At 73.3% G+C, this 20,487-nt stretch carries 15 protein-coding genes and 1 tRNA gene; 3 read left to right on the forward strand and 13 right to left on the reverse strand.

Features of this window, described 5'->3' with window-relative positions; all coding sequences use genetic code 11:
- Nucleotides 1-93 precede the first annotated feature (93 nt).
- The 7 genes from rho to ACIPLC_RS06345 form a co-directional block, all read right to left on the reverse strand.
- Nucleotides 94-2,238, reverse strand: a complete 2,145-nt coding sequence (rho, locus tag ACIPLC_RS06315; RefSeq protein ID WP_400471587.1) for a transcription termination factor Rho — start codon at nt 2,236-2,238, stop codon at nt 94-96.
- 598 nt (nt 2,239-2,836) lie between these two features.
- A complete protein-coding gene (gene thrB / locus ACIPLC_RS06320) occupies nt 2,837-3,775 on the reverse strand; it encodes a homoserine kinase (protein ID WP_400471589.1) in 939 nt (312 codons plus the stop codon).
- A gap of 363 nt (nt 3,776-4,138) precedes the next feature.
- Nucleotides 4,139-5,236 carry a threonine synthase gene (gene thrC / locus ACIPLC_RS06325; protein WP_400471591.1) on the reverse strand — a complete coding sequence of 366 codons (1,098 nt, stop codon included), beginning with the start codon at nt 5,234-5,236 and terminating at the stop codon, nt 4,139-4,141.
- 9 nt (nt 5,237-5,245) lie between these two features.
- Nucleotides 5,246-6,538 carry a homoserine dehydrogenase gene (locus tag ACIPLC_RS06330; protein ID WP_363371883.1) on the reverse strand — a complete coding sequence of 431 codons (1,293 nt, stop codon included), beginning with the start codon at nt 6,536-6,538 and terminating at the stop codon, nt 5,246-5,248.
- A 138-nt stretch (nt 6,539-6,676) separates the two neighbouring features.
- On the reverse strand, nt 6,677-8,119 hold the full coding sequence (lysA, locus tag ACIPLC_RS06335) for a diaminopimelate decarboxylase (protein ID WP_400471593.1): 1,443 nt from the start codon (nt 8,117-8,119) through the stop codon (nt 6,677-6,679).
- 88 nt (nt 8,120-8,207) lie between these two features.
- Nucleotides 8,208-9,869, reverse strand: a complete 1,662-nt coding sequence (argS, locus tag ACIPLC_RS06340; RefSeq protein WP_400471595.1) for an arginine--tRNA ligase — start codon at nt 9,867-9,869, stop codon at nt 8,208-8,210.
- Between the two features lie 84 nt (nt 9,870-9,953).
- Complete coding sequence (locus tag ACIPLC_RS06345; RefSeq protein ID WP_400471790.1) at nt 9,954-10,373, reverse strand: response regulator; 420 nt, start codon at nt 10,371-10,373, stop codon at nt 9,954-9,956.
- Between the two features lie 198 nt (nt 10,374-10,571).
- Between ACIPLC_RS06345 and ACIPLC_RS06350 the strand changes: the two genes are divergently transcribed.
- Nucleotides 10,572-10,643 (forward strand) — tRNA-Arg (locus ACIPLC_RS06350).
- Nucleotides 10,644-10,753: 110 nt separating this feature from the next.
- On the opposite strand, the gene ACIPLC_RS06355 is transcribed toward ACIPLC_RS06350, so the two are convergent.
- The 4 genes from ACIPLC_RS06355 to ACIPLC_RS06370 all read right to left on the reverse strand — a co-directional run bounded on the left by ACIPLC_RS06355 (nt 10,754) and on the right by ACIPLC_RS06370 (nt 16,397).
- The gene (locus ACIPLC_RS06355; protein ID WP_400471596.1) at nt 10,754-11,782 is read right to left on the reverse strand and encodes a trypsin-like serine protease; all 1,029 of its coding nucleotides are present in this window, start codon (nt 11,780-11,782) and stop codon (nt 10,754-10,756) included.
- Nucleotides 11,783-11,899: 117 nt separating this feature from the next.
- A complete protein-coding gene (locus ACIPLC_RS06360) occupies nt 11,900-12,805 on the reverse strand; it encodes a carbohydrate kinase family protein (protein WP_400471598.1) in 906 nt (301 codons plus the stop codon).
- Between the two features lie 81 nt (nt 12,806-12,886).
- Nucleotides 12,887-14,506 (reverse strand): MFS transporter, encoded by a 1,620-nt coding sequence (locus tag ACIPLC_RS06365; protein ID WP_400471600.1) that lies wholly within the window; start codon nt 14,504-14,506, stop codon nt 12,887-12,889.
- 184 nt (nt 14,507-14,690) lie between these two features.
- Nucleotides 14,691-16,397, reverse strand: a complete 1,707-nt coding sequence (locus ACIPLC_RS06370; RefSeq protein WP_400471602.1) for a DUF885 domain-containing protein — start codon at nt 16,395-16,397, stop codon at nt 14,691-14,693.
- Nucleotides 16,398-16,559: 162 nt separating this feature from the next.
- Here ACIPLC_RS06370 and ACIPLC_RS06375 point away from each other — a divergent pair, with 162 nt between their 5' ends.
- On the forward strand, nt 16,560-17,396 hold the full coding sequence (locus ACIPLC_RS06375) for a TetR/AcrR family transcriptional regulator (RefSeq protein WP_400471604.1): 837 nt from the start codon (nt 16,560-16,562) through the stop codon (nt 17,394-17,396).
- A gap of 51 nt (nt 17,397-17,447) precedes the next feature.
- Here ACIPLC_RS06375 and ACIPLC_RS06380 read toward each other — a convergent pair whose 3' ends face one another.
- Nucleotides 17,448-18,299 (reverse strand): fumarylacetoacetate hydrolase family protein, encoded by an 852-nt coding sequence (locus ACIPLC_RS06380; protein ID WP_400471606.1) that lies wholly within the window; start codon nt 18,297-18,299, stop codon nt 17,448-17,450.
- A 271-nt stretch (nt 18,300-18,570) separates the two neighbouring features.
- On the opposite strand from ACIPLC_RS06380, the gene ACIPLC_RS06385 reads away from it, so the two are divergent.
- Nucleotides 18,571-19,269: an MBL fold metallo-hydrolase gene (locus tag ACIPLC_RS06385; protein WP_400471608.1), complete on the forward strand. Its 699-nt coding sequence runs from the start codon at nt 18,571-18,573 to the stop codon at nt 19,267-19,269.
- Here ACIPLC_RS06385 and ACIPLC_RS06390 read toward each other — a convergent pair.
- Nucleotides 19,225-20,433: a serine/threonine-protein kinase gene (locus ACIPLC_RS06390; protein ID WP_400471610.1), complete on the reverse strand. Its 1,209-nt coding sequence runs from the start codon at nt 20,431-20,433 to the stop codon at nt 19,225-19,227. The two genes, ACIPLC_RS06385 and ACIPLC_RS06390, sit on opposite strands and share 45 nt — an antisense overlap.
- Nucleotides 20,434-20,487: the final 54 nt, after the last annotated feature.

Consider the following 20,487-nt stretch of genomic DNA (forward strand, 5'->3'; position numbering starts at 1 on the left):
GTCCCAACTCTGGAACAAAGCCGAGCGGACGCACGGAACCCCGGACCGCTCGCGCGATCCGGGGTTCCGTGTGCGGCAACCGTCCGACTACGGTCAGTCGTTGGAGCCGGGGGTGGTCTTGGCGATCTGCATCAGGAACTCGGCGTTGCTCTTGGTCTGCTTCATCTTGTCCAGGAGCAGCTCGATCGCCTGCTGCGAGTCGAGCGCGTGCAGCACCCGGCGCAGCTTCCAGACGATGGCCAACTCCTCGCTGCCGAGCAGGATCTCCTCCTTGCGGGTGCTGGAGGCGTCCACGTCGACGGCCGGGAAGATGCGCTTGTCCGAGAGCTTCCGGTCGAGCTTGAGCTCCATGTTGCCGGTGCCCTTGAACTCCTCGAAGATCACCTCGTCCATGCGCGAGCCGGTCTCGACCAGCGCGGTGGCCAGGATGGTCAGCGAGCCGCCGTTCTCGATGTTGCGCGCGGCGCCGAAGAACTTCTTCGGCGGGTACAGCGCGGTCGAGTCGACACCACCGGACAGGATGCGGCCGGAGGCCGGCGCCGCCAGGTTGTAGGCGCGGCCGAGGCGGGTGATCGAGTCCAGCAGGATGACCACGTCGTGGCCCAGCTCCACCAGGCGCTTGGCGCGCTCGATGGCCAGCTCGGCGACGGTGGTGTGGTCCTCGGCCGGGCGGTCGAAGGTCGAGGAGATGACCTCGCCCTTCACCGACCGCTGCATGTCGGTGACCTCCTCCGGACGCTCGTCGACCAGGACGACCATCAGGTGGCACTCGGGGTTGTTGTGGGTGATCGCGTTGGCGACCGCCTGCAGCACCATCGTCTTACCGGTCTTCGGCGGCGCGACGATCAGACCGCGCTGGCCCTTGCCGATCGGCGACACCAGGTCGATGATCCGGGTGGTCAGGATGCCCGGGTCGGTCTCCAGGCGGAGCCGGTCCTGCGGGTAGAGCGGGGTGAGCTTGTTGAACTCGGGGCGGCCGCGGCCGCTCTCCGGGTCCATGCCGTTGACGGAGTCCAGCCGCACCATGGCGTTGAACTTCTCGCGGCGCTCGCCGTCCTTGGGCTGGCGCACCGCGCCGGTGATGGCGTCGCCCTTGCGCAGGCCGTTCTTGCGGACCTGGGCGAGCGAGACGTAGACGTCGTTCTGGCCCGGCAGGTAGCCGGAGGTCCGCACGAACGCGTAGTTGTCGAGGATGTCGAGGATGCCCGCGACCGGGATCAGGACATCGTCCTCGCCGACCTGCGGCTCGGCGGGGCCGGCCTCGAAGCCCTCGCGGCGGGCGCCACGGCCCCGGCGGTCGCGGTAGCGGCCACGGCGGCCGCGGCGGCCGTCGCCGAACTCGTCGTCGTCGTAGCCGCCCTGCTGGACCTGCGGCTGCTGGGTCTGCTGGCCGCCCTGACGGGCCTGCTGGCCGTCGCCCTGACCGGCCTGCTGCTGGCCGCCGCCCTGCTGGGGCTGGCGGTCGGTGCGCTCGCGGCGGTTGCGGCGGTCGCGGCGGGACTCGCGCGAGTCGCCGTCCTGGCCGGCCTGGGCCTCGCCGCCGTCCTGGCGCTCTGCGCGGTCGGCGCGCTCCGGACGGTCGGCGCGCTCCGGACGGTCGCCGGCGTCGCGGCGGTCACGACGGTCCCGACGGTCGCGACGGGTCTCGGCGCGGCCCTCCTCGCGGCCCTCGAAGCCGCGGGTCTCGGCCTGGCGGGTCTCGGCCTGCTTGGGCTCGGCCACGACGACGGCGGCGTCCGCCACGGCGTCGGCGACCGGGGCGCCGGCGGCCGAGGTGGCGCGGCGGCGGGTGCGCTCGGCGCGGGCGGGCGCGGCGGTCTCGGCGGCGGCCTGGACCGGGATGTCGATCTGGGCCTGCGACTCGGCGGCGGCCGGGGCCTCGACGGCCGCGGCGGCGGCAGCGGCGGCGGCCTTGGTGCGGCGGGCCGGCTTCTCGGCCGGGGCCTCGACGGCGTCCGCCTTGCCGGCGGTGCGCTTGGCGGCCGGAGCGCCACCGGCGGCGAGCAGCGGGTCTCCGCCGCTCTTCTCCTTGATGGTCTCGATCAGCTGGCTCTTGCGCATGCGTCCGGTACCGGTGATGCCCAGGTCCCCGGCGAGCTTCTGCAGCTCGGCCAGGACCATGCCGTCCAGGCCCGCGGCGGCGGTACGGCGGCGTCGCGCCGGGGCCGCGGGGGCGGCGGCGGCGTCCGACGCCTCGGCGTCCGGGCGTGCGCCCATCAGATCGGTGGAGTCGCTCACTAAGGGTCCTTCCCTGGAGCGGACGTCGGCCTGTCTGGCTCGGCGACCGGTTGTGCTGTCCTGACCGACGCTCGACTGCGTCGGTCCGAGGCGGTGATCCCCCGAAAGGCGGAAGCCGGTCGAGGGAGAGCTGCGAGGTGCGGTGCGTGAAGCACGGTGGTGCTGAGTGGCGTGGCGGGCCGGTCGGTCGTGTGCCGACCGGTGCGTACCCCCACGCTGCCTGCGAATCCCGGGCCCCCGTCGCGTGACGGTGGCCCGCGCTCCGCCCGTCCTGGCCTCAAGGTGGGAGGCCGCGAGTGGGAGTCAGGTGCCGTCACGGCTTCGGGATGCGGCCGCGTGTCGCGCAGGCAGGCTGCGTACGCGCTGCGGTGGGCTCCCGGAGAATCGTCGCCCCGTGCATCGCCGCGACTCCACGGCAGTGGAGTGCTGGGATCGGGACGCGGCGCACCGAGCCCCGGAGGGCACCTGGTGCAGCAATGAGGTTAACACTACCGACCCCCTCAGACATTCCCCAGCCTTGCGCTTGCCAATCGTGTCCGGACGGCCCGGCTCGGCACCTGGCCGGGCCGGGTCCGGACGAGCGGTCCGGACGGGCCGTTCAGCCGTCCAGCGGGAGCACGGTGGCCCCGATCCGGTCGAGTTCCAGGCGGTGCGCGGCGAACGCCGGGTCGCCGCCGTGGCCGTGGTGCCCGGCGAAGGAGAGCACCTTGTCGGCGCCCGCCTCGTCGGTGAGCGCGAGGACGGTCGGGCCGGCCCCGGAGATCACCGCGGGGACGCCCTCCGCGCGCAGCGCGCCCACCAGCGCGGCGCTGTCGGGCATGGCGGAGGAGCGGTAGTCCTGGTGCAGGCGGTCCTCGGTGGCCGCGAGCAGCAGCTCGGGCCGCCGGGTCAGCGCCTCGACCAGCAGCGCGGCGCGGCCGGCGTTGACGGCGGCGTCGGTCAGCGGGACGGTCTTCGGCAGCAGGCCGCGGGCGGTCTCGGTGAGCACCTCGTCAGCGGGGACGAAGACCACCGGGACGACCTGGTCGGAGGGCTCCAGACTGACCGCCCTGGCCGACTCCTCGTCGGTCCAGGCGATGGTGAAGTTGCCGCGCAGGCAGGCCGCGACGTTGTCGGGGTGGCCCTCCAACTCGGAGGCGAGGGCCAGCAGCGCGTCGTCGTCCAGCGCGGACGGGCCGCCGATGGTGACCGCGCGGGCGGCCATGATGCCGGCGCAGATCGCGGCCGAGGAGGAACCGAGGCCGCGGCCGTGCGGTATCCGGTTGGCACAGACCACTTCGAGGCCGCGCGGCTGGCCGCCGAGGCGGTCGAAGGCGGCGCGCATCGAGCGGACCAGCAGGTGGCGCTCGTCGCGGGGCAGCGTCTCGGCGCCCTCACCGGCGATGTCGACGGAGAGCCCGGAGTCGGCGACCCGGACGACCACGTCGTCGTACAGACCGAGCGCGAGTCCGAAGGCGTCGAAGCCTGGGCCGAGGTTGGCACTGGTCGCGGGAACCCGGACCCGGACGGCGGCGGCACGGAACGCGGGACCGGCCATGCGGTGGACTCTCCTGGGGAAATCGGGCGGCGCGGATGGCGTCGTCGGTGCGAAAGGCGGGGAATGGACCGCAGGCCCCTGTGGGGCGGGCGGTCACGGTCGTTGGCGCGGCCTGGAGAAGGCCGGACCCGGGGCATGTGCCACACGGCCGAACCCAGAGTATCGAAGAGAGGTTCCCCAGTGGTACACCCCGTGGTCCTCCGATCTGGTGTGTTGCCGCTTCTGGCCGGAATGCGCACCGGAATCGGATCGGAATGCGCGCCGTGATTGACACAAAAGTGTCAGCGGAGAACGTCGACGGGCCGACCCCCGAAAGGGTCGGCCCGTCGAGGCGTCAGGCGCCGCGGTCGGCCCGGTCGGCGGTCAGCCGAGCAGGCCCAGGCGCTGCGCCGCCGCCTCCGGGTCGATCGGGACGATCTGCGGCTGCGGCGCGCCGGCCACCGCCCAGTCCGGGTCCTTGAGGCCGTTGCCGGTCACGGTGCAGACGATGCGCTGGCCCGGGTCGACCAGGCCGGCCTCCGCCTTGGCCAGCAGACCGGCCACCGAGGCGGCCGAGGCGGGCTCCACGAAGACACCCTCCTGCGCGGCCAACAGTCGGTAGGCGGACAAGATCTGACGGTCCGTCACCTTGTCGATGAGGCCGCCCGACTCGTCCCGCGCGGCGAGCGCGAAGTCCCAGGAGGCCGGGTTGCCGATCCGGATCGCGGTGGCGATGGTCTGCGGCTTGAGCACCGGCGCGCCGTCCACGATCGGGGCCGAGCCGGAGGCCTGGAAGCCCCACATCCGCGGGGTGCGCGTGGCCAGGCCGTCGGCGGAGTACTCGCGGTAGCCCTTCCAGTACGCGGTGATGTTGCCCGCGTTGCCGACCGGCAGGACGTGGATGTCCGGGGCGTCGCCGAGCATGTCGACGATCTCGAAGGCCGCGGTCTTCTGGCCCTCGATGCGCACCGGGTTCACCGAGTTGACCAGCGCCACCGGGTACTTCTCGGACAGTTCGCGCGCGAGGGTGAGGCAGTCGTCGAAGTTCCCGTCCACCTGCAGGATCTTGGCGCCGTGCACCAGCGCCTGGCCCATCTTGCCGAGGGCGATCTTGCCCTGCGGGACGAGCACCGCGCAGACCATCCCGGCCCGCACCGCGTACGCGGCGGCGGAGGCCGAGGTGTTGCCGGTGGAGGCGCAGATGACGGCCTGGGCGCCCTCCTCCTTGGCCTTGGAGATGGCCATCGTCATCCCGCGGTCCTTGAAGGAGCCGGTCGGGTTGGCGCCCTCGACCTTGAGGTAGACCTCGCAGCCGGTGCGCTCGGACAGCACCTGGGCGGGGACCAGCGGGGTACCGCCCTCCAGCAGGGTGACCACCGGGGTGGCCGCGGTGACCGGCAGGCGGTCCCGGTACTCCTCGATCAGGCCGCGCCACTGGTGGGTGTGCGCGCCTCGGACGACGTTCTCGGCAACGGCGTTCATGGCTGTTCCTTACTCCCCTTCGACCCGCATGATGCTGGCCACGTCCCGCACGCTGTCCAGCGCGCGGAGCTTGTCGACCGTCGCCGACAGCGCAGCGTCGGTGGCACGGTGAGTGACCACGACGAGCGAGGCGTCGCCGTCGCGGCCCTGCTGGCGCACGGTGTCGATGGAGACGCCGTGCTCGGCGAAGACGGACGCGACCTGGGCGAGCACGCCCGCGCGGTCGTCCACGTCCAGGCTGACGTGGTAGCGGGTGACCACCTCGTCCATCGGCTTGGCGGGCAGCTGCGTGTACACCGAGTCACCGGGGCCGGTGGCGCCGGCCAGCTTGTTGCGACAGACCGCGACCAGGTCGCCGAGCACCGCGGAGGCGGTCGGCGAGCCGCCCGCGCCCGGGCCGTAGAACATCAGCCGGCCGGCCGCCTCGGCCTCGACGAACACCGCGTTGTACGCCTCGCGGACGGAGGCCAGCGGGTGCGACAGCGGGATCATCGCCGGGTGGACCCGCGCGGTGACGGACTCGCCGTCCGCCGCCCGCTCGCAGATCGCGAGCAGCTTGACCACGCAGCCCATCTCCTTGGCGGAGGCGATGTCGGCGGCGGTCACCTCGGTGATGCCCTCGCGGTAGACGTCCGCCGCGGTCACCTTGGTGTGGAAGGCGATGCCGGCCAGGATCGCGGCCTTGGCGGCGGCGTCGAAGCCCTCGACGTCGGCCGTCGGGTCGGCCTCGGCGTAGCCCAGCGCGGTGGCCTCCTCCAGCGCCTCCGAGTAGCCGGCGCCGGTGGTGTCCATCTTGTCGAGGATGAAGTTGGTGGTGCCGTTGACGATGCCCAGCACCCGGTTGACCTTGTCCCCCGCGAGGGACTCGCGCAGCGGGCGCAGCAGCGGGATCGCGCCCGCCACCGCGGCCTCGTAGTACAGGTCCACCCCGGCCCCGGCGGCCGCGGCGTGCAGTTCGGTGCCGTCCTTGGCGAGCAGCGCCTTGTTGGCGCTGACCACCGAGGCACCCCGCTCGAACGCCGACAGGATGAGGTGTTTGGACGGCTCGATGCCGCCCACGACCTCGACCACCACGTCGATGTCGCCCCGGTTGACCAGGGCCTCGGCGTCGGTGGTGATCAGGTGCTCGGGCACGCCCGGGCGGACCCGGCCGGCCCGGCGGACCGCGATCCCGGCGAGCTCGACCGGGGCACCGATGCGCGCGGCGAGGTCGTCGGCCGTCGTCGTCATGATGCGCGCCACCTCGGAGCCCACCACACCACAACCCAGCAACGCCACCTTCAGCGGGCGCGTACGCATCATCCGACTCCGCTCTGCATTCTTCGTGCTTCGGTAATTCCGGCGGAATTCTGGGGGCCGCCGGGAACTTCGGTCCGTACCAGTCTCGGGGACTTCCCGCACGGATCTACGGTCGTTCCATGATCTGAGACAAGGATTTCGTCATCCGATATCGAGACGCAGGAGATCCTCCTCCGTCTCGCGCCGGACGATCACCCGCGCGGCACCGTCCTTGACGGCCAGCACGGGAGGCTTCAGGGCGTGGTTGTAGTTGCTCGCCATCGAGCGGCAGTACGCGCCGGTGGCGGGCACCGCGATCAGGTCGCCCGGGGCCAGGTCGGCCGGCAGGAAGGCGTCCCGGACCACGATGTCGCCGGACTCGCAGTGCTTGCCGACCACCCGGACCAGCATCGGCTCGGCGTCGCTGCGGCGCGACACCAGGGCCACCGAGTACTCGGCGTCGTACAGCGCCGTCCGGATGTTGTCGGACATCCCGCCGTCCACGCTGACGTAGGTGCGCAGGCCCTCCAGCGGCTTGACGGTACCGACCTCGTACAGCGTGAACGCCGTCGGGCCGACGATCGCCCGGCCCGGCTCCACGCTCAGCCGGGGGGTCCTCAGGTGCGCGGCGGCGCACTCGCGGCGCACGATGTCGGCCAGCGCGGCCGCGATCTCGGCCGGCTCGCGCGGGTCGTCCTCGCTGGTGTACGCGATGCCCAGACCGCCGCCGAGGTCGATCTCGGGCAGCTCGACGCCGTGCTCGTCGCGGATCTCGGCCAGCAGGCCGACCACCCGGCGGGCGGCCACCTCGAAACCGGCGGTGTCGAAGATCTGCGAGCCGATGTGCGAGTGGATGCCGCGCAGTTCCAGGCCCTCGTGCCCGAGCACCCGGCGCACCGCCTCGGCGGCCGAGCCGCCCTCCCGTCGCCCACCACCACCCTCGACCGAGCCGCTTCGCGGCGCAGCCAGACTCAGCGACAGCCCGAACTTCTGGTCCTCGTGCGCGGTGGCGATGAACTCGTGGGTGTGCGCCTCGACGCCGACGGTGATCCGGATCAGCACCGGCTGGCGGACGCCCTGGCGAGCGGTGATCGCGGCCAGCCGCTCGATCTCCTCGTAGGAGTCGACCACGATGCGCCCGACGCCGGACTTCACCGCGTGTTCGAGCTCGTCCGCCGTCTTGTTGTTGCCGTGCAGCGCGATCCGCTGCGGCGGCATCCCGGCGGCCAGCGCCACCGCCAGCTCGCCGGAGCTGCACACGTCGAGGTTCAGGCCCTCCTCGTGCAGCCAGCGCACGATCGCCTTGGAGAGGAACGCCTTGCCGGCGTAGAAGACGTCCGCCCCGGTGCCGAAGGCGTCCCGCCAGGCGCGCGCCCGGGCCCGGAAGTCCTCCTCGTCGAGCACGTAGGCCGGCGTGCCGAACTCGGCCGCCAGGGACTTGACGTCGATCCCGCCGACGGTGGCCACGCCCTCGGCGTCGCGGGCGACGGTGCGCGACCAGACCTTGGGGTCGAGCGCGTTCAGGTCGGCCGGCGGGGCCTGGTAGTGGCCCTCGGGCAGCACGTCACCGTGACGGGGGCCTGCGGGGTGTGCGGAGCGAGACATGTCCTCTGCTTCCTTAGACCTATGGCGAGGGGCGGCGACGGTCTTCGTTGACCGTCAGCCGCCCCCGCTGCGCACTTGGGGGTGGTGCCTACATCCGCTCGGGCGCCGTGACGCCCAGGAGCGTCAAGCCGTTGGCCATCACCGTTCGCGTGGCCTCGACCAGCCAGAGCCGGGCCCGGTGCGTGTCCGTGAGCTCCTCGTCGCCCTTGGGCAGGAACATGCAGTTCTCGTACAGGCGGTGGTACCTGCCCGCCAGCTCCTCCAGGTAGCGGGCGACCCGGTGCGGCTCGCGCAGCTCACCGGCCCTGGCCAGGATCCGCGGGAACTCGCCGAGGGCACCGAGGATGTCGTTCTCCCACTCGGTGGCGAGCAGCTCGGGTTTGAAGTCCTCCGCCGCGCCCTTGTCGACGCCGAGCTGCGCGGCCTTGCGGGCCACGCCGCACATCCGGGTGTGCGCGTACTGGACGTAGTAGACCGGGTTCTCGTTGGACTGGCTGGTCAGCACGTTGATGTCGAGCGTGATGGTGGAGTCCGTGGGGGACCGCGTCAGGGTGTAGCGGGCGGCGTCCACGCCGATCCACTCGATCACGTCGTCGATCGTGATGATGTTGCCGGCCCGCTTGGACATGCGGACCTCTTCGCCGTCGCGAAGCATCTTCACGAACTGGCCGATCTTGACCTCGATGTTGCGGTCCATGTCGTCGCCCGCACAGGCCACGATGGCCTTGAGCCGGTTGACGTAGCCGTGGTGGTCGGCGCCCAGCATGTAGACGGAGACCTCGGAACCGCGGTCCCGCTTCGACAGGTAGTACGCGGCGTCGGCGGCGAAGTAGGTGGTCTCGCCGTCGGCCTTGACCAGGACGCGGTCCTTGTCGTCGCCGAAGTCGGTGGTGCGCAGGAAGACCGCGCCGTCCTGCTCGAAGACGTGGCCCTGCTCGCGCAGCCGGTCCATGGCCTTCTCGACCGCGCCGGAGTCGTGCAGCGACTTCTCCGAGAACCAGACGTCGAAGTGGGTGCCGAACTCCTCCATCGAACGCTGGATCTCGGCCACCATGAGCTTGAGGCCCTCGGTGCGGAAGGCCTCCAGCTGCTCGGCGTCGGGCAGGTCGAGCACGCCCGGGACGCCGTCGGTGATCGCCTTGGCGATGTCGCCGATGTACTCGCCCACGTAGCCGTCGGCCGGGACGGGCCGGCCGTTCGCGGCGGCCTTCAGCGAGCCGGCGAACTTGGAGATCTGCACGCCGGCGTCGTTCAGGTAGTACTCGGTGGTGACGTCGGCGCCGGTGGCCCGCAGCACGCGCGCCAGCGAGTCGCCGACGGCGGCCCAGCGGACGCCGCCGATGTGGATCGGGCCGGTCGGGTTGGCGGAGACGAACTCCAGGTTGATCTTCAGGCCCTTGAGCGCCTCGTTGCGGCCGTAGTCCTCGCCCGCCTCGACGATGGTGCGCGCCAGCGCGCCCTGGGTCGCGACGTCCAGGGTGATGTTCAGGAAGCCCGGCCCGGCGATGTCGACCTTGGCGACGCCGGTGATCCCTCGCAGGCGGTCGGCCAGCAGTTCGGCCACGGCTCGCGGCGGGCGGGCGGCCGCCTTGGCGAGCTGGAGGGCCACGTTCGTCGCGTAGTCGCCGTGGTCCCTGTTCTTGGGCCGATCGACCGTCACGTGCTCGGGCACGGCGACGGTCAGCTCGCCCGCCTCGACGGCGGCGCTCACTGCGGCCTGGACTGCCTGGGAAAGCTCTGCGGGTGTCACGACGCCAAGCGTAGGCGAGACGGGGTGCCCGCCCGCCACCCGGTTCGCCGGTCGGGACGTCCGCGAGCGCTCCCGTCAGGGGTGTCAGGCGCGATCCGTCCGCTCTGTTCGCTCAGGGCGAAACCCTCCCGGCTGCCCGCCCAGCGCCATCAGCCGCCGCACCAGCGCCACCAGATCGGCCGGGTCGAAGGGCTTGCCGAGGTAGCCGTCCACCCCGACGGCCTCCCCCAGGTCCAGATCGGCCGGGGTGCAGGCGCTCACGATCGCGATCGGCAGCCGGCTGGTCCCCGGGTTCGCGCGCAGCCGGGCCGCCGTCCGCAGACCGTCCAGACGCGGCATCATCACGTCCAGCGTCACCACGTCCGGCTTCACCCGGCGGACCACCTCCAGGCACTCGGCGCCGTCGGCGGCGGTCACCACCTCGAAGCCCTCGAGCTCCAGGTTGACCCTGATCAGCTGGCGGATCACCTCGCTGTCGTCCACCACGAGGACCCGCCCGGACACTCCCGACACCTCACCGAGGGTATCGGCGCCCCCGCCGCCCCGTCCGGCCTTTGGGCACTTCCGCCGCCCCTCGCCACCGGCCGCCGGCGCACCCCGCACCCGCTCCGGCACCCCCGCCGCGAACCCGTGCACGGACCACGCCCGGAGCCTGGTAGTGTTCTTCACGTCGGAGGCCGAAGCGCCGAGGACACCGAGCAGGCCCCCGTAGCTCAGGGGATAGAGCACCGCCCTCCGGAGGCGGGTGCGTAGGTTCGAATCCTACCGGGGGCACTTCGCAGGAAGTGCAACTGAGGCCCAGATCAGTGGAGTTGATCCACGGATCTGGGCCTTCGTCATGTCCGGACCCGGGCGGTGGCCAGGTGGAGCCGGCCGGACGGCGCTCAGGAGGCGGTGCCCTCGACCTGGGCGACCAGCCCCGCGACGGTGTGGTCGAAGTAGGCGCTGTAGGACACGTCGTCGGTGTCGCCGCCCTGCTGGTAGCCGCCGATGGCGCCGACCACGTCGCCGGTGGCGACGTTGATCCAGGGGCCGCCGCTGGTGCCGGCCGGGTAGGCGGGGCAGGCGATGACGCGCTGGTAGGTGCTCTGCCGGCCGGTGGTGTTGGTGCAGAGGATGGGCTCCTCGGCGTCGCCGGGGTAGCCGTAGAGGCGGACGGTGGCGCCGAAGGGCTCGTCGGCGCCGAGCCGGTTGCCGCCGACCACGTCCTCGACCGACCGGCCGTTGTTCGGGGCGGTCTCCAGGATGGCGAAGTCCTCGTCCTGGTCGCCCTTCTGGGACCAGCCGGTGGTGGTGTGGACCGCGGTGACCTGCCAGCTGCCGTACGGGGCGGAGCCGTCGCGGTAGCCGGGGACGAAGGTGACGCCACCGGCGCTGCTGAGGCAGTGCGCGGCGGTCAGCAGCAGGTTGCCGCCGGGGCTGTGCAGCACGCTGGCGGTGCAGAAGTGGTTGCCCGCCGCCACGGTGCCGCTGAACAGCGCGCCCACGGTGGCGGCTTCGGGGGTGGCGGCGGCGGTCGCGGTGGTGCCGAGGGCGGCGCCGCGGGTGTCGGGGGTGGCCGGCGCGGAGGGCGTCGGGGTGGCCGCCGGGGCGCTGCCGGGGTCGGCGGTCGGACTGTCGGTCGGGGCCTCTGCCGGGCCGCCTGTCGGGGCGTCGGAAGGGCCGTCGGTCGGAGCGGGGGCGTCGACCGGTGCGGGCGAGGCGGGCGCCTCGGACGCGGGCGCGGTCGCGGCCGGCGCGACGGCGGCCCGGGAGCTGCGGGCCGCCTTCCCGGCGGCCGTCGCGTCGGACAGGCTCAGCCCGTGCGTGCCGGTGACCACGGCGGCCACCACCACCGCCGAGAGCGCGGTGAACAGGGTCGGACCCAGAAGGCTGCGGCGGCGGCGCGACGTCGGGCGGCTGTGCTGACCCATGCCTGTCTCTCCTGCCAGTAATCGACGGCTTTCCGGGGGGCTGCGTTCGATCAACGACTATGCCGCCTCAGCCTGGAAAGGTCGTTACCGGTGGCTGGGATATCCATGAGAAAAACGTCACCCGGCGGCGAGTGAGCGGTCCAGCTCCGCGGCCTCGATGAAGGCGGTGTGCGTCCCGGCGACGGTGCAGGTGAAGGCTCCGGCGACCGAGCCGGCCCGGGCGCACTCCAGCGGCGGGCGGCCCCGGAACCAGGCGGACAGGAAGCCCGCGACGAAGGCGTCCCCGGCGCCGTTGGTGTCCACCACCGGGCGGCCCGGGTCGACGGCCGGGAGGTGGCGCACCTCGTCGTCGTCCCGGGTGAGCAGGTAGCAGCCGTCGGCACCCGCGGTGGCGGTGACGACGGCGGCGCGGCCCTCGGCGAGGATCGCGCGCATCACCTGCTCGTGCCGGCCGCGGCAGCCCGCCACCGAGAGGAACACCAGGTCCGAGCCGAGCGCGTAGTCGCGGTGGTGCGGGTCGGCGCCGTCCCAGTCGTGCAGGTCGGTGGAGGTGGGGCGGCCGAGCCGGTGGAGGTCGGCGTACATGTCCCGGTTGACGCCGGTGATGGAGAGGTGGACGTGCTGGCTGCGCCGGGCGTACGGCAGGTAGAACTCGCGCGGCAGCCGCAGGTCGGCGGGGTGGCGGCCGTCGAAGAAGGAGAACCGGCGGCCGGCGGCGTCCACCAGGTTGACCCCGCGCGGGGTGCCGTGCGGGCTCACCAGCTGCGCGAAGTGCAGGCCGTGGCGCTCGTAGGAGGCGCGGACCAGGGCGCCCTGCGGGTCGTCGCCGAGGAAGTCGAGGAAGGCGGTGCGCAGGCCGAGGTGGTGGGCACCGAGGGCGACGCCGTTGCCGGTGTGGCCGACGTAGTCGCGGACCGGCCCGACGAACAGCGAGTCGCCGGGCGGGATCTCCAGCCGCTCCACCCGGACGATGGTGTCCACGCCGGAGCCGCCGACGACGAGCAGGTCGAACTCGGGCAGCACGACGGCGCCTCCTTGATCCCTGGACGGTGGCCAGGAGTCAAGCAGGCGCCGGAGGTTGACTGCAAGACCTTGCTGAAAATTTCAGCCCTCCCGTCGGCGCTCCGCCCGGACGGCCGTGTGGGCCGTGGCGCCCGACCGGCCGTCGACGGGCCGGGCCCCGACGCCCGGCACCGCCGCTTCGCCCGCAGCCGCCTCCGTCTCCGTCTCCGTATCCGTCTCCGTCTCCGCCTCGACCTGGACGACGGTCGCCGCAGCGGGCGCCGGCCGGTGGTCGATCATCCGGAAGGCGACCAGCGCGGCCAGCAGCAGGATGCCCGTCGACACCCAGGTCGCGACCACGTAGCCGTGCACCGTGCCCTGGGCCCGCACCGCCGGCGACGAGGCGATCCGGGTGGCCAGGAACGACGCGGTGGCGCTGGCCGCGACCGTGTTGAGCAGCGCCGTGCCGAACGAACCGCCCATCTGCTGGGCCGAGTTGATGGTGGCCGAGGCCGCGCCCGCCTCGTGCGGGGCGACCCCGAGGGTGGCCAGGTTGATCGACGGCATGACGACCAGTCCCATGCCGGAGCCGAGCAGCAGTTCGGCGGGCAGCACCGTGCCGGCCCACGGGCTGTCGACCGTCATCCGGGTCAGCCAGGCCATCCCGGCCGCGGCGAGCAGCAGCCCGGGGCCGACCAGGTTCCGGGTCGGCACCCTGGTCATCAGCCGGGCCGCGAAGCCGGTCGAGCTGAGCACGATGGCGGCCGTCATGGGCAGGAAGGAGACGCCCGACAGCACCGGCGAGAAGTGCTTGATGACCTGGAGGTAGTAGGTGAGGAACAGGAACAGGCCGAACATGCCGATCATGGCCAGGCCGACCGAGAGGGCGGCGCCGCCGCGGTTGCGGTCGGCGACGATGTGCAGCGGCAGCAGCGGGTGCGCGGTGCGTCTCTCGACCAGGACGAACACCGCGAGCAGCGCCAGGCCGACGCCCAGCGAGCCGAGCACCAGCCCGTCGCCCCAGGTCCGGGTGACGGCCTCGGAGGTGCCGAAGACGATCGCCAGCAGGCCGCCGCAGCCGAGCAGCGCGCCGGGCAGGTCGAGCCTGACCCGGCGCCCCCTGGCGACGTGGTCGCGGGGCAGGAGGCAGAAGGCCGCCAGGGCCGCGGCGGCGGCGATCGGGACGTTGACGAACAGGCACCAGCGCCAGTCCAGGTACTCGGTCAGCAGCCCGCCCAGGATCAGGCCGAGTGCGGAGCCGCCGCCGGCGATCGCACCGAAGACGCCGAAGGCCCTACTGCGCTCCCTGGGGTCCGTGAAGGTGGTGGAGAGCAGCCCCAGGGCGGAGGGGGCGAGCAGGGCGCCGAACGCGCCCTGGAGGGCGCGGGCGCCGAAGAGCATGGCCGAGCCGTCCGCCGAGCCGCCGAGGGCGGAGGCGAGGGCGAAGCCCAGTAGGCCGACGGTGAAGACGCGCTTGCGGCCGAAGAGGTCACCCAGCCGTCCGCCGAGCAGCAGCAGGCCGCCGAAGGCGAGCGTGTAGGCGGTGATCACCCACTGCCGGTCGGCGTCGGAGATGCCCAGGTCCCGCTGGGCCGACGGCAGCGCGATGTTCACGATGGTGACGTCGAGGACGATCATGAGCTGGGCGATGGCGATGACCGCCAGCGCCCACCAGCGGCGGCTGTCCGCGTTCTCATGACCGGTGGCGGTTTGCGCAGACACTGGTCAGCCTTCCGGAGGGGTACGGAGGGGTCACACAGTCGGAGAGGTCACGCAGTCGCCTTCCAGCGAAACTCCCACGCGGGCGGATGGCAAGGAAAAACCTCACCAAATCGACCTTTTCGGGCCTAAAGGACCAACGGCCCCGGGACTCGCGGACGAGGCCGGGGCCGGGGCCGGGGCCTCCCTACAGCGCGGACAGTTCCTCGACCAGGTCGTCCAGCCCCAGCGAGCCCTGCGAGAGCGCCGCCATGTGCCAGGCCTTGAGGTCGAACTCCTCACCGCGCGCCTCGTGCGCCGCCCGCGCCGCCGCCCGGCCGCGCAGCCAGGCGCGCTCGCCCAGCTTGTAGCCGATCGCCTGGCCGGGCATGCCCAGGTAGCGGACCAGTTCGCTGTCCAGGTAGTCGGGGGTCAGGCCGCAGTACCGGCCGAAGAACTCCCGGGCCGCCTCCGGGCTGACCGGCTCGCCCGGCAGGTACGGGGAGTCGGCCGGGAAGTCCAGGCCCGCGTGCATGCCGATGTCGACGATCACCCGCAGCGCGCGCATCATCTGCGCGTTGAGGTAGCCGAGGCGGTGGCCCGGGTCGGTGAGGTAGCCGAGTTCGTCCATCAGGCGCTCGGCGTACAGCGCCCAGCCCTCCAGGTTGGCGCTCACCCCGCCCAGGCTGACCTGGTAGGTGGAGAGCCGGTCGGCGACGTAGTTCCACTGCGCGAGCTGCAGGTGGTGGCCCGGGACGCCCTCGTGGTACCAGGTGGAGACCAGGTCCCAGACCGGGAAGCGCTCCCGGCCGAGTGCCGGCAGCCAGGTCCGCCCGGGGCGGCTGAAGTCCAGCGAGGGCGCGGTGTAGTACGGCGCGGCCGCGCTGCCGGGCGGGGCGATCCTCGACTCGACCCGGGTGACCGGCTCGGCCAGGTCGAAGTGGGTGCCCTGGAGGTCCCGGACCGCCTGGTCCATCAGCTCCTGGAGGTACGCGCGGGTGGCCTCGGCGCCCTCGACGGCCGGGCCGTCCGCGTCCAGCCACGTCATCGCCGCCATCGGGCCGACGCCCGGGCGGACCTTCTCGGCCTCGGTCTCCATCTGCGCGAGCAGGTCGTGGAACTCGCCCCAGGCCCACCCGTAGGCCTCGTCCAGGTCCAGGTCAGAGCCGGTCCAGAAGCGGACGAAGCGGCGGTAGCGCTCCCGGCCGGTGGTGTCGGAGGTGTCGGCGGCGGCCGGGCCGTAGACGTCGCGCAGCCAGTCGCGCAGGGCGGCCAGCGCCTCCTCGGCGGCCAGCGCGTGCCCGGACAGCTCGGCGCGCAGCCCCTCCGGCGCGCCCTGGACGAACTCGCCGAACCAGCCGCCGGGTACGTCCCCCTCCAGCCACTCGCCGAGCTGCCCGACCACGGTGGCCACCTGGCGCGGGCCGGACAGCAGGCCGCGCTCGATGCCGACGGCCAGCGTCTCCCGGTACTGCGCCAGCGCGAGCGGGACGCGGGCCAGCCGGCGGCCGACCACCTGCCAGTCGGCCTCGGTGTCGGTCGCCATCAGGGTGAAGGCGTCACGGACGCCGTGCACCGGGGAGCCCAGGTTGCGCACCGCGCGGAAGTTCTCCCCGGCCTCGTGGACGGCGAGTTCGGCGGTCAGCCGCTCGCGCAGCAGCCGGGCGCAGCGGCGCTCCGCCTCGTCCTGCGCGGCGTCGGTCCGTTCGGCCTCGGCGAGGGCCGCCAGGGTGCGGCGGGCGAGGTCGGCGATCGCCTCGACGCCGACCGGCGAGAGGTCGGGCAACCGGTCGTCCTCGGGGTTGAACCCCAGGTAGACCGCGGTCAGCGGGTCGAGTTCGGCCAGGGCCCGGACGTAACCGTCGGCGACGCGGCGCGGGGTGGTGGCGTCGGAGGTGATCAGTTCTTCAACCATTCGGACATCATGGCGTGGCCCGGGCCGAATGCAAGCCTTTACCGGACGATCGGTGACATGCACCGGCCGATCCCCGCCGGGCGGGCCCACACAAACACGCGTTCGGGAAACCACCGCGCGCGACAGGATCCGATCGGACCCACGCCCATTACGCTGACCGCCATGGAAGCCCGCCCCACCACGGCAACCGACCCGGTGCCCGCCCCGGCCGCACCCGATCCCCGCCCGCGCCGCGCCGGCTACCGGCGGCTGCCGGTGCAACAGCGGCGCGAGCAGCTGATCACGGTCGCCCTGGAGCTGTTCGCCGCCAGGCCGCCCGAGGAGGTGAGCCTGGACGACGTCGCCGAGGCCGCCGGGGCCTCCCGCCCACTGGTCTACCGCTACTTCGCCGGCGGCAAGCAGCAGTTGTACGAGGCCGCGCTGCGCACCGCGGCCGACGAGCTGACCAGCCGTTTCGCCGTCCCGCTGGCCGGGACCCCGTCCGAGCAGCTGGCGGCCGTCCTGGACGGCTACTTCGCCTTCGTGGCCGAGCACGACGCCGGCTACTCGGCGCTGCTGCGCGGCGGTTCGGTGGTGGAGACGGCCCGCACCTCGGCGATCGTCGACGACGTCCGGCGGGCGGCGCTCAAGCGGACCCTGCGGCACCTCGGCGTGCGGGAGGCCGGGCCGCGGCTGACGCTGCTGGTGCGTTCGTGGATCGCGGTGGTCGAGGGCGCGTCGCTGACCTGGCTGGACGAGGGGCGCACACTGCCGGTGGGCGAGCTGCGCGACTGGCTGGTGGACCAGTTCACGGCGATGGCGGCGGCGACCGCGCTGCACGACCCCCAGACCGCGCGGGTGCTGGCCCTGCTGCTCGCGCTGGAGGAGCCGGAGGCGTCGCGGGGCGAGCAGGGGCCGGGGGCCTCGCGGGCCCAGCAGGAGCCGCAGGAGTCACGGGCCCAGCAGGGACCGCAGGCGTCGCGGGCCGAGCGGCTGCGCGAGGTGCTGGCGGCCCGGTGACCCGACCCCCGTGCCCGGGGTCGGGGCGGCCGGTGCCGCGCCGATGGGGTGTTACGCCTGACCGAACACCTGCCGCTGGCGGCCGAGGCCGTCGATCTCGATCTCGACGGTGTCGCCCGGGGCCAGGAACGGCGTGCCGGGGTGGCCCAGGGTGACGCCGGCCGGGGTGCCGGTGACGATCACGTCGCCCGGCTCCAGGACCATGAACTGGCTGGTGTAGCGGACCAGTTCGAGCACCGGGAAGATCATCTTGCCGGTGTTGCCGTCCTGCCGCAGCTCGCCGTTGACCCACAGCCGCAGCGGCAGCTGCTGCGGATCGGCCACCTCGTCGGCGGTGACCAGCCAGGGCCCCAGCGGGGTGAAGGTCTCCGCCGACTTGCCCTTGTCCCACTGGCCGCCGCGCTCGAACTGGAAGGCCCGTTCGGTGACGTCGTTGGCGATCGTGTACCCGGCGATCACCGCCGCGGCCTCCTCGTGCCCGGCCAGGTAGCGGGCGGTGCGGCCGATCACGACGGCCAGCTCGGCCTCGTAGTCGGTCTTCTCGCCGCCGCGCGGCACCAGCACCTCGTCGTACGGGCCGACCACGGTGTAGCTCGGCTTGAGGAAGATCACCGGCTCGTCCGGGGCCGCGGCCCCGGCCTCGGCGGCGTGGTCGCGGTAGTTGAGCCCGATGCCGACCACCTTGCCCGGGCGGGCGACCGGCGCGCCCACCCGCTGCCCGGCGAGGTCCACCCGGGGCAGCACCCCGGCGGCCACGTCCCGCGCCAGCGCGGCGACCTCCAGCCCGGCCAGGAAGGCCCCGTCAATGTCCCGGGCGCGCCCGGAGAGGTCGTACCCGATGCCGTCCTGGCCCAGCACGACCGGGCGTTCGGCGCCCGGGGGTCCGACGCGGAGGAGCTTCATAGATCCGTCACCAGCCTTTTCGTCGCAGTTCGACGGGGCGGCCGAAGACACCGCACCCGACTCTGGCAACGAGGTATATCAATGCCACCGGTCGGCGAACCAGACAGTCCCGGTGGGCGGATTCCTATCAATTCCCACAGTCGCCACAGGCGGCGAATCAGCGGCCCGCACGGTTGACAGCCCCCCGCACGCGCTCTGCCGTGGGCGAATCCACGCATGCCCAGGGCGAACGCGGGCGTACGGCGGGGGCCGGCCGTACAGGATCCCGGACATGGAAATCACCCGCGTACGCGACGAGTTGTACATGATCACACTGGAGTTCGGCACCGCCTACCTGTGGCGGGACGACCACGGACTGACCCTGGTCGACACCGGCGTCGCCGGATCGGCCGACGGCATCGAGGAGGGCATCCGCGAGGTCGGACTGGATCCGGCCGCACTGCGCCGGATCGTGCTCACCCACCACCACGAGGACCACACCGGATCGGCCGCCGAACTCGCCCGGCGCCGGGGCGCCGAGGTGGTCGCGCACCGGCTGGAGGCGCCGGTCGTCCGACGCGAGCAGCCGGCGGCGCCGCCCGTGCTGAGCCCGTTCGAGCAGGAGCTGTGGGACGGCCTGCCGCCGATCCAGCCCGCCGAGCCCTGCCCGGTGCACCGCGAGGTCGAGGACGGCGACGTGCTGGACCTCGGCGGCGGCGCGGTGGTCGTCCACGTGCCGGGGCACACCGACGGCAGCATCGCGCTGCACCTGCCCGGGCCCGGCGTGCTGTTCACCGGCGACGCGGTCGCCAACGTCCAGGGGCGGACCGTGCTCGGGGTGTTCAACACCGACCCGGCCCGGGCGCTCGCCTCCTTCCACCGGCTGGCCGCACTGCCGGTGGAGACCGCGGTGTTCGGGCACGGCGACCCGATCGCCGAGGGCGCCTCAGCCGCCCTGCGGGCCGCCGCCGAGCAGGCCGGCCAGGCTTAGCGCCCGCGGCCGGCCCGGCCCGCTCCGGGTCGCCTCCCGGTGCCAGCGGTCGAGGTCGCGCAGCGTGTCGGCCCGCAGGTCCGGTTCGGCGGCCGACGCCTCGGCCAGCTCCCGCAGCAGCGCGACGGCCGCGCCCGGGCTGCCGTCCTGGGCCAGCCAGAGGGCCAGGTCGTGGCAGGTGCGCAGGGTGCGCGGGTCGGCCGGGCCGCAGATCCGGGCGAGGTCGGGGAGGAGCGCGGTGAGCATCTCGACGGCCTCCCCGGGGGCGCCCTGCGCACCGCGCCGCCAGGCCTGGTCGGCCCGGCGGCGCAGTTGCTCGGGGCTGGGGTCGTCCGGGCGGAGCACCCCGGGCCGGATCCGGCGCAGCCGCTCCAGCACCTCGACGGCGGTGGCCGGCCGGTCCGCGGGCCGTTTGGCCAGCAGCCCGGCGACCAGGTCGGCCAGCGCCGGGTCGGTGCTGCGCACCCGGGGCGGGGTCTCCTCCAGGTGCTTGTACATGTACTCGGCGGCCGAGGCGGCGCGGAACGGACGCCGCCCGGTGCAGAGTTCGTACAGCATGACGCCGAGCGCGTAGAGGTCGGCCCGGCCGTCCACGGCGGCGCCGGACCAGCACTCGGGCGCCAGGTAGGGGACGGTGCCGACCACGCTGCCGGTGGAGGTGAGCACCGCGGACTGGGTGAGCAGCCGGGCGATGCCGAAGTCCAGCACCTTGGCCTTGCCGCTGGCGTCGATCATCACGTTCTCGGGCTTGATGTCGCGGTGGACGACGCCCGAGCGGTGCGCGGCGTCCAGCGCCTTGCAGACCTGGCGCATCCACTTCAGCGCGGCCTCCTGGTCCGGGGCGCCGTCCTTGAGGACGGCGGACAGGGCCCGGCCGCGGACCAGTTCCAGCACCAGGTAGTGGGTCTCCCCGGTGGCGGTCGCGACCAGGCCGTAGTCGTGCACGGTCACGATGTGCGGGTTGGAGAGGCCGCCGGCCGTCCGGGCCTCGCGGACGAACCGCCCGACGGCCTCCCGGTCGGCGGCGTGCTCCTCCAGCAGCAGCTTGACCGCGACCTCGCGGTCGAGCCGCAGGTCGATCGCCTTCCAGACCACGCCGAAGCCGCCCCTGCCCAGCCACTCGTCCAGCCGGTACCGGCCGTCGAGCACCTCCCCCTGCCGCATGTCCTCCCCCAAGTCCACCGCGTCCGGGCGGTGTTCGTCGTCGGAGGGGTCACC

Origin of the sequence: Kitasatospora sp. NPDC086801 (assembly GCF_044745805.1) — a bacterium.
In the GTDB taxonomy this organism is placed as follows: Bacteria; Actinomycetota; Actinomycetes; order Streptomycetales; family Streptomycetaceae; genus Kitasatospora.

Bases quoted from the DNA above. Each gene is read 5' to 3' on its own strand.
- ACIPLC_RS06380 (WP_400471606.1), bottom strand. From the start codon at position 18,299: ATGAAGCTCCTCCGCGTCGGACCCCCGGGCGCCGAACGCCCGGTCGTG.
- ACIPLC_RS06370 (WP_400471602.1), bottom strand. From the start codon at position 16,397: ATGGTTGAAGAACTGATCACCTCCGACGCCACCACCCCGCGCCGCGTC.
- ACIPLC_RS06330 (WP_363371883.1), bottom strand. From the start codon at position 6,538: ATGATGCGTACGCGCCCGCTGAAGGTGGCGTTGCTGGGTTGTGGTGTG.
- ACIPLC_RS06355 (WP_400471596.1), bottom strand. From the start codon at position 11,782: ATGGGTCAGCACAGCCGCCCGACGTCGCGCCGCCGCCGCAGCCTTCTG.
- ACIPLC_RS06375 (WP_400471604.1), top strand. From the start codon at position 16,560: ATGGAAGCCCGCCCCACCACGGCAACCGACCCGGTGCCCGCCCCGGCC.
- ACIPLC_RS06390 (WP_400471610.1), bottom strand. From the start codon at position 20,433: ATGCGGCAGGGGGAGGTGCTCGACGGCCGGTACCGGCTGGACGAGTGG.
- thrB (WP_400471589.1), bottom strand. From the start codon at position 3,775: ATGGCCGGTCCCGCGTTCCGTGCCGCCGCCGTCCGGGTCCGGGTTCCC.
- ACIPLC_RS06385 (WP_400471608.1), top strand. From the start codon at position 18,571: ATGGAAATCACCCGCGTACGCGACGAGTTGTACATGATCACACTGGAG.
- thrC (WP_400471591.1), bottom strand. From the start codon at position 5,236: ATGAACGCCGTTGCCGAGAACGTCGTCCGAGGCGCGCACACCCACCAG.
- lysA (WP_400471593.1), bottom strand. From the start codon at position 8,119: ATGTCTCGCTCCGCACACCCCGCAGGCCCCCGTCACGGTGACGTGCTG.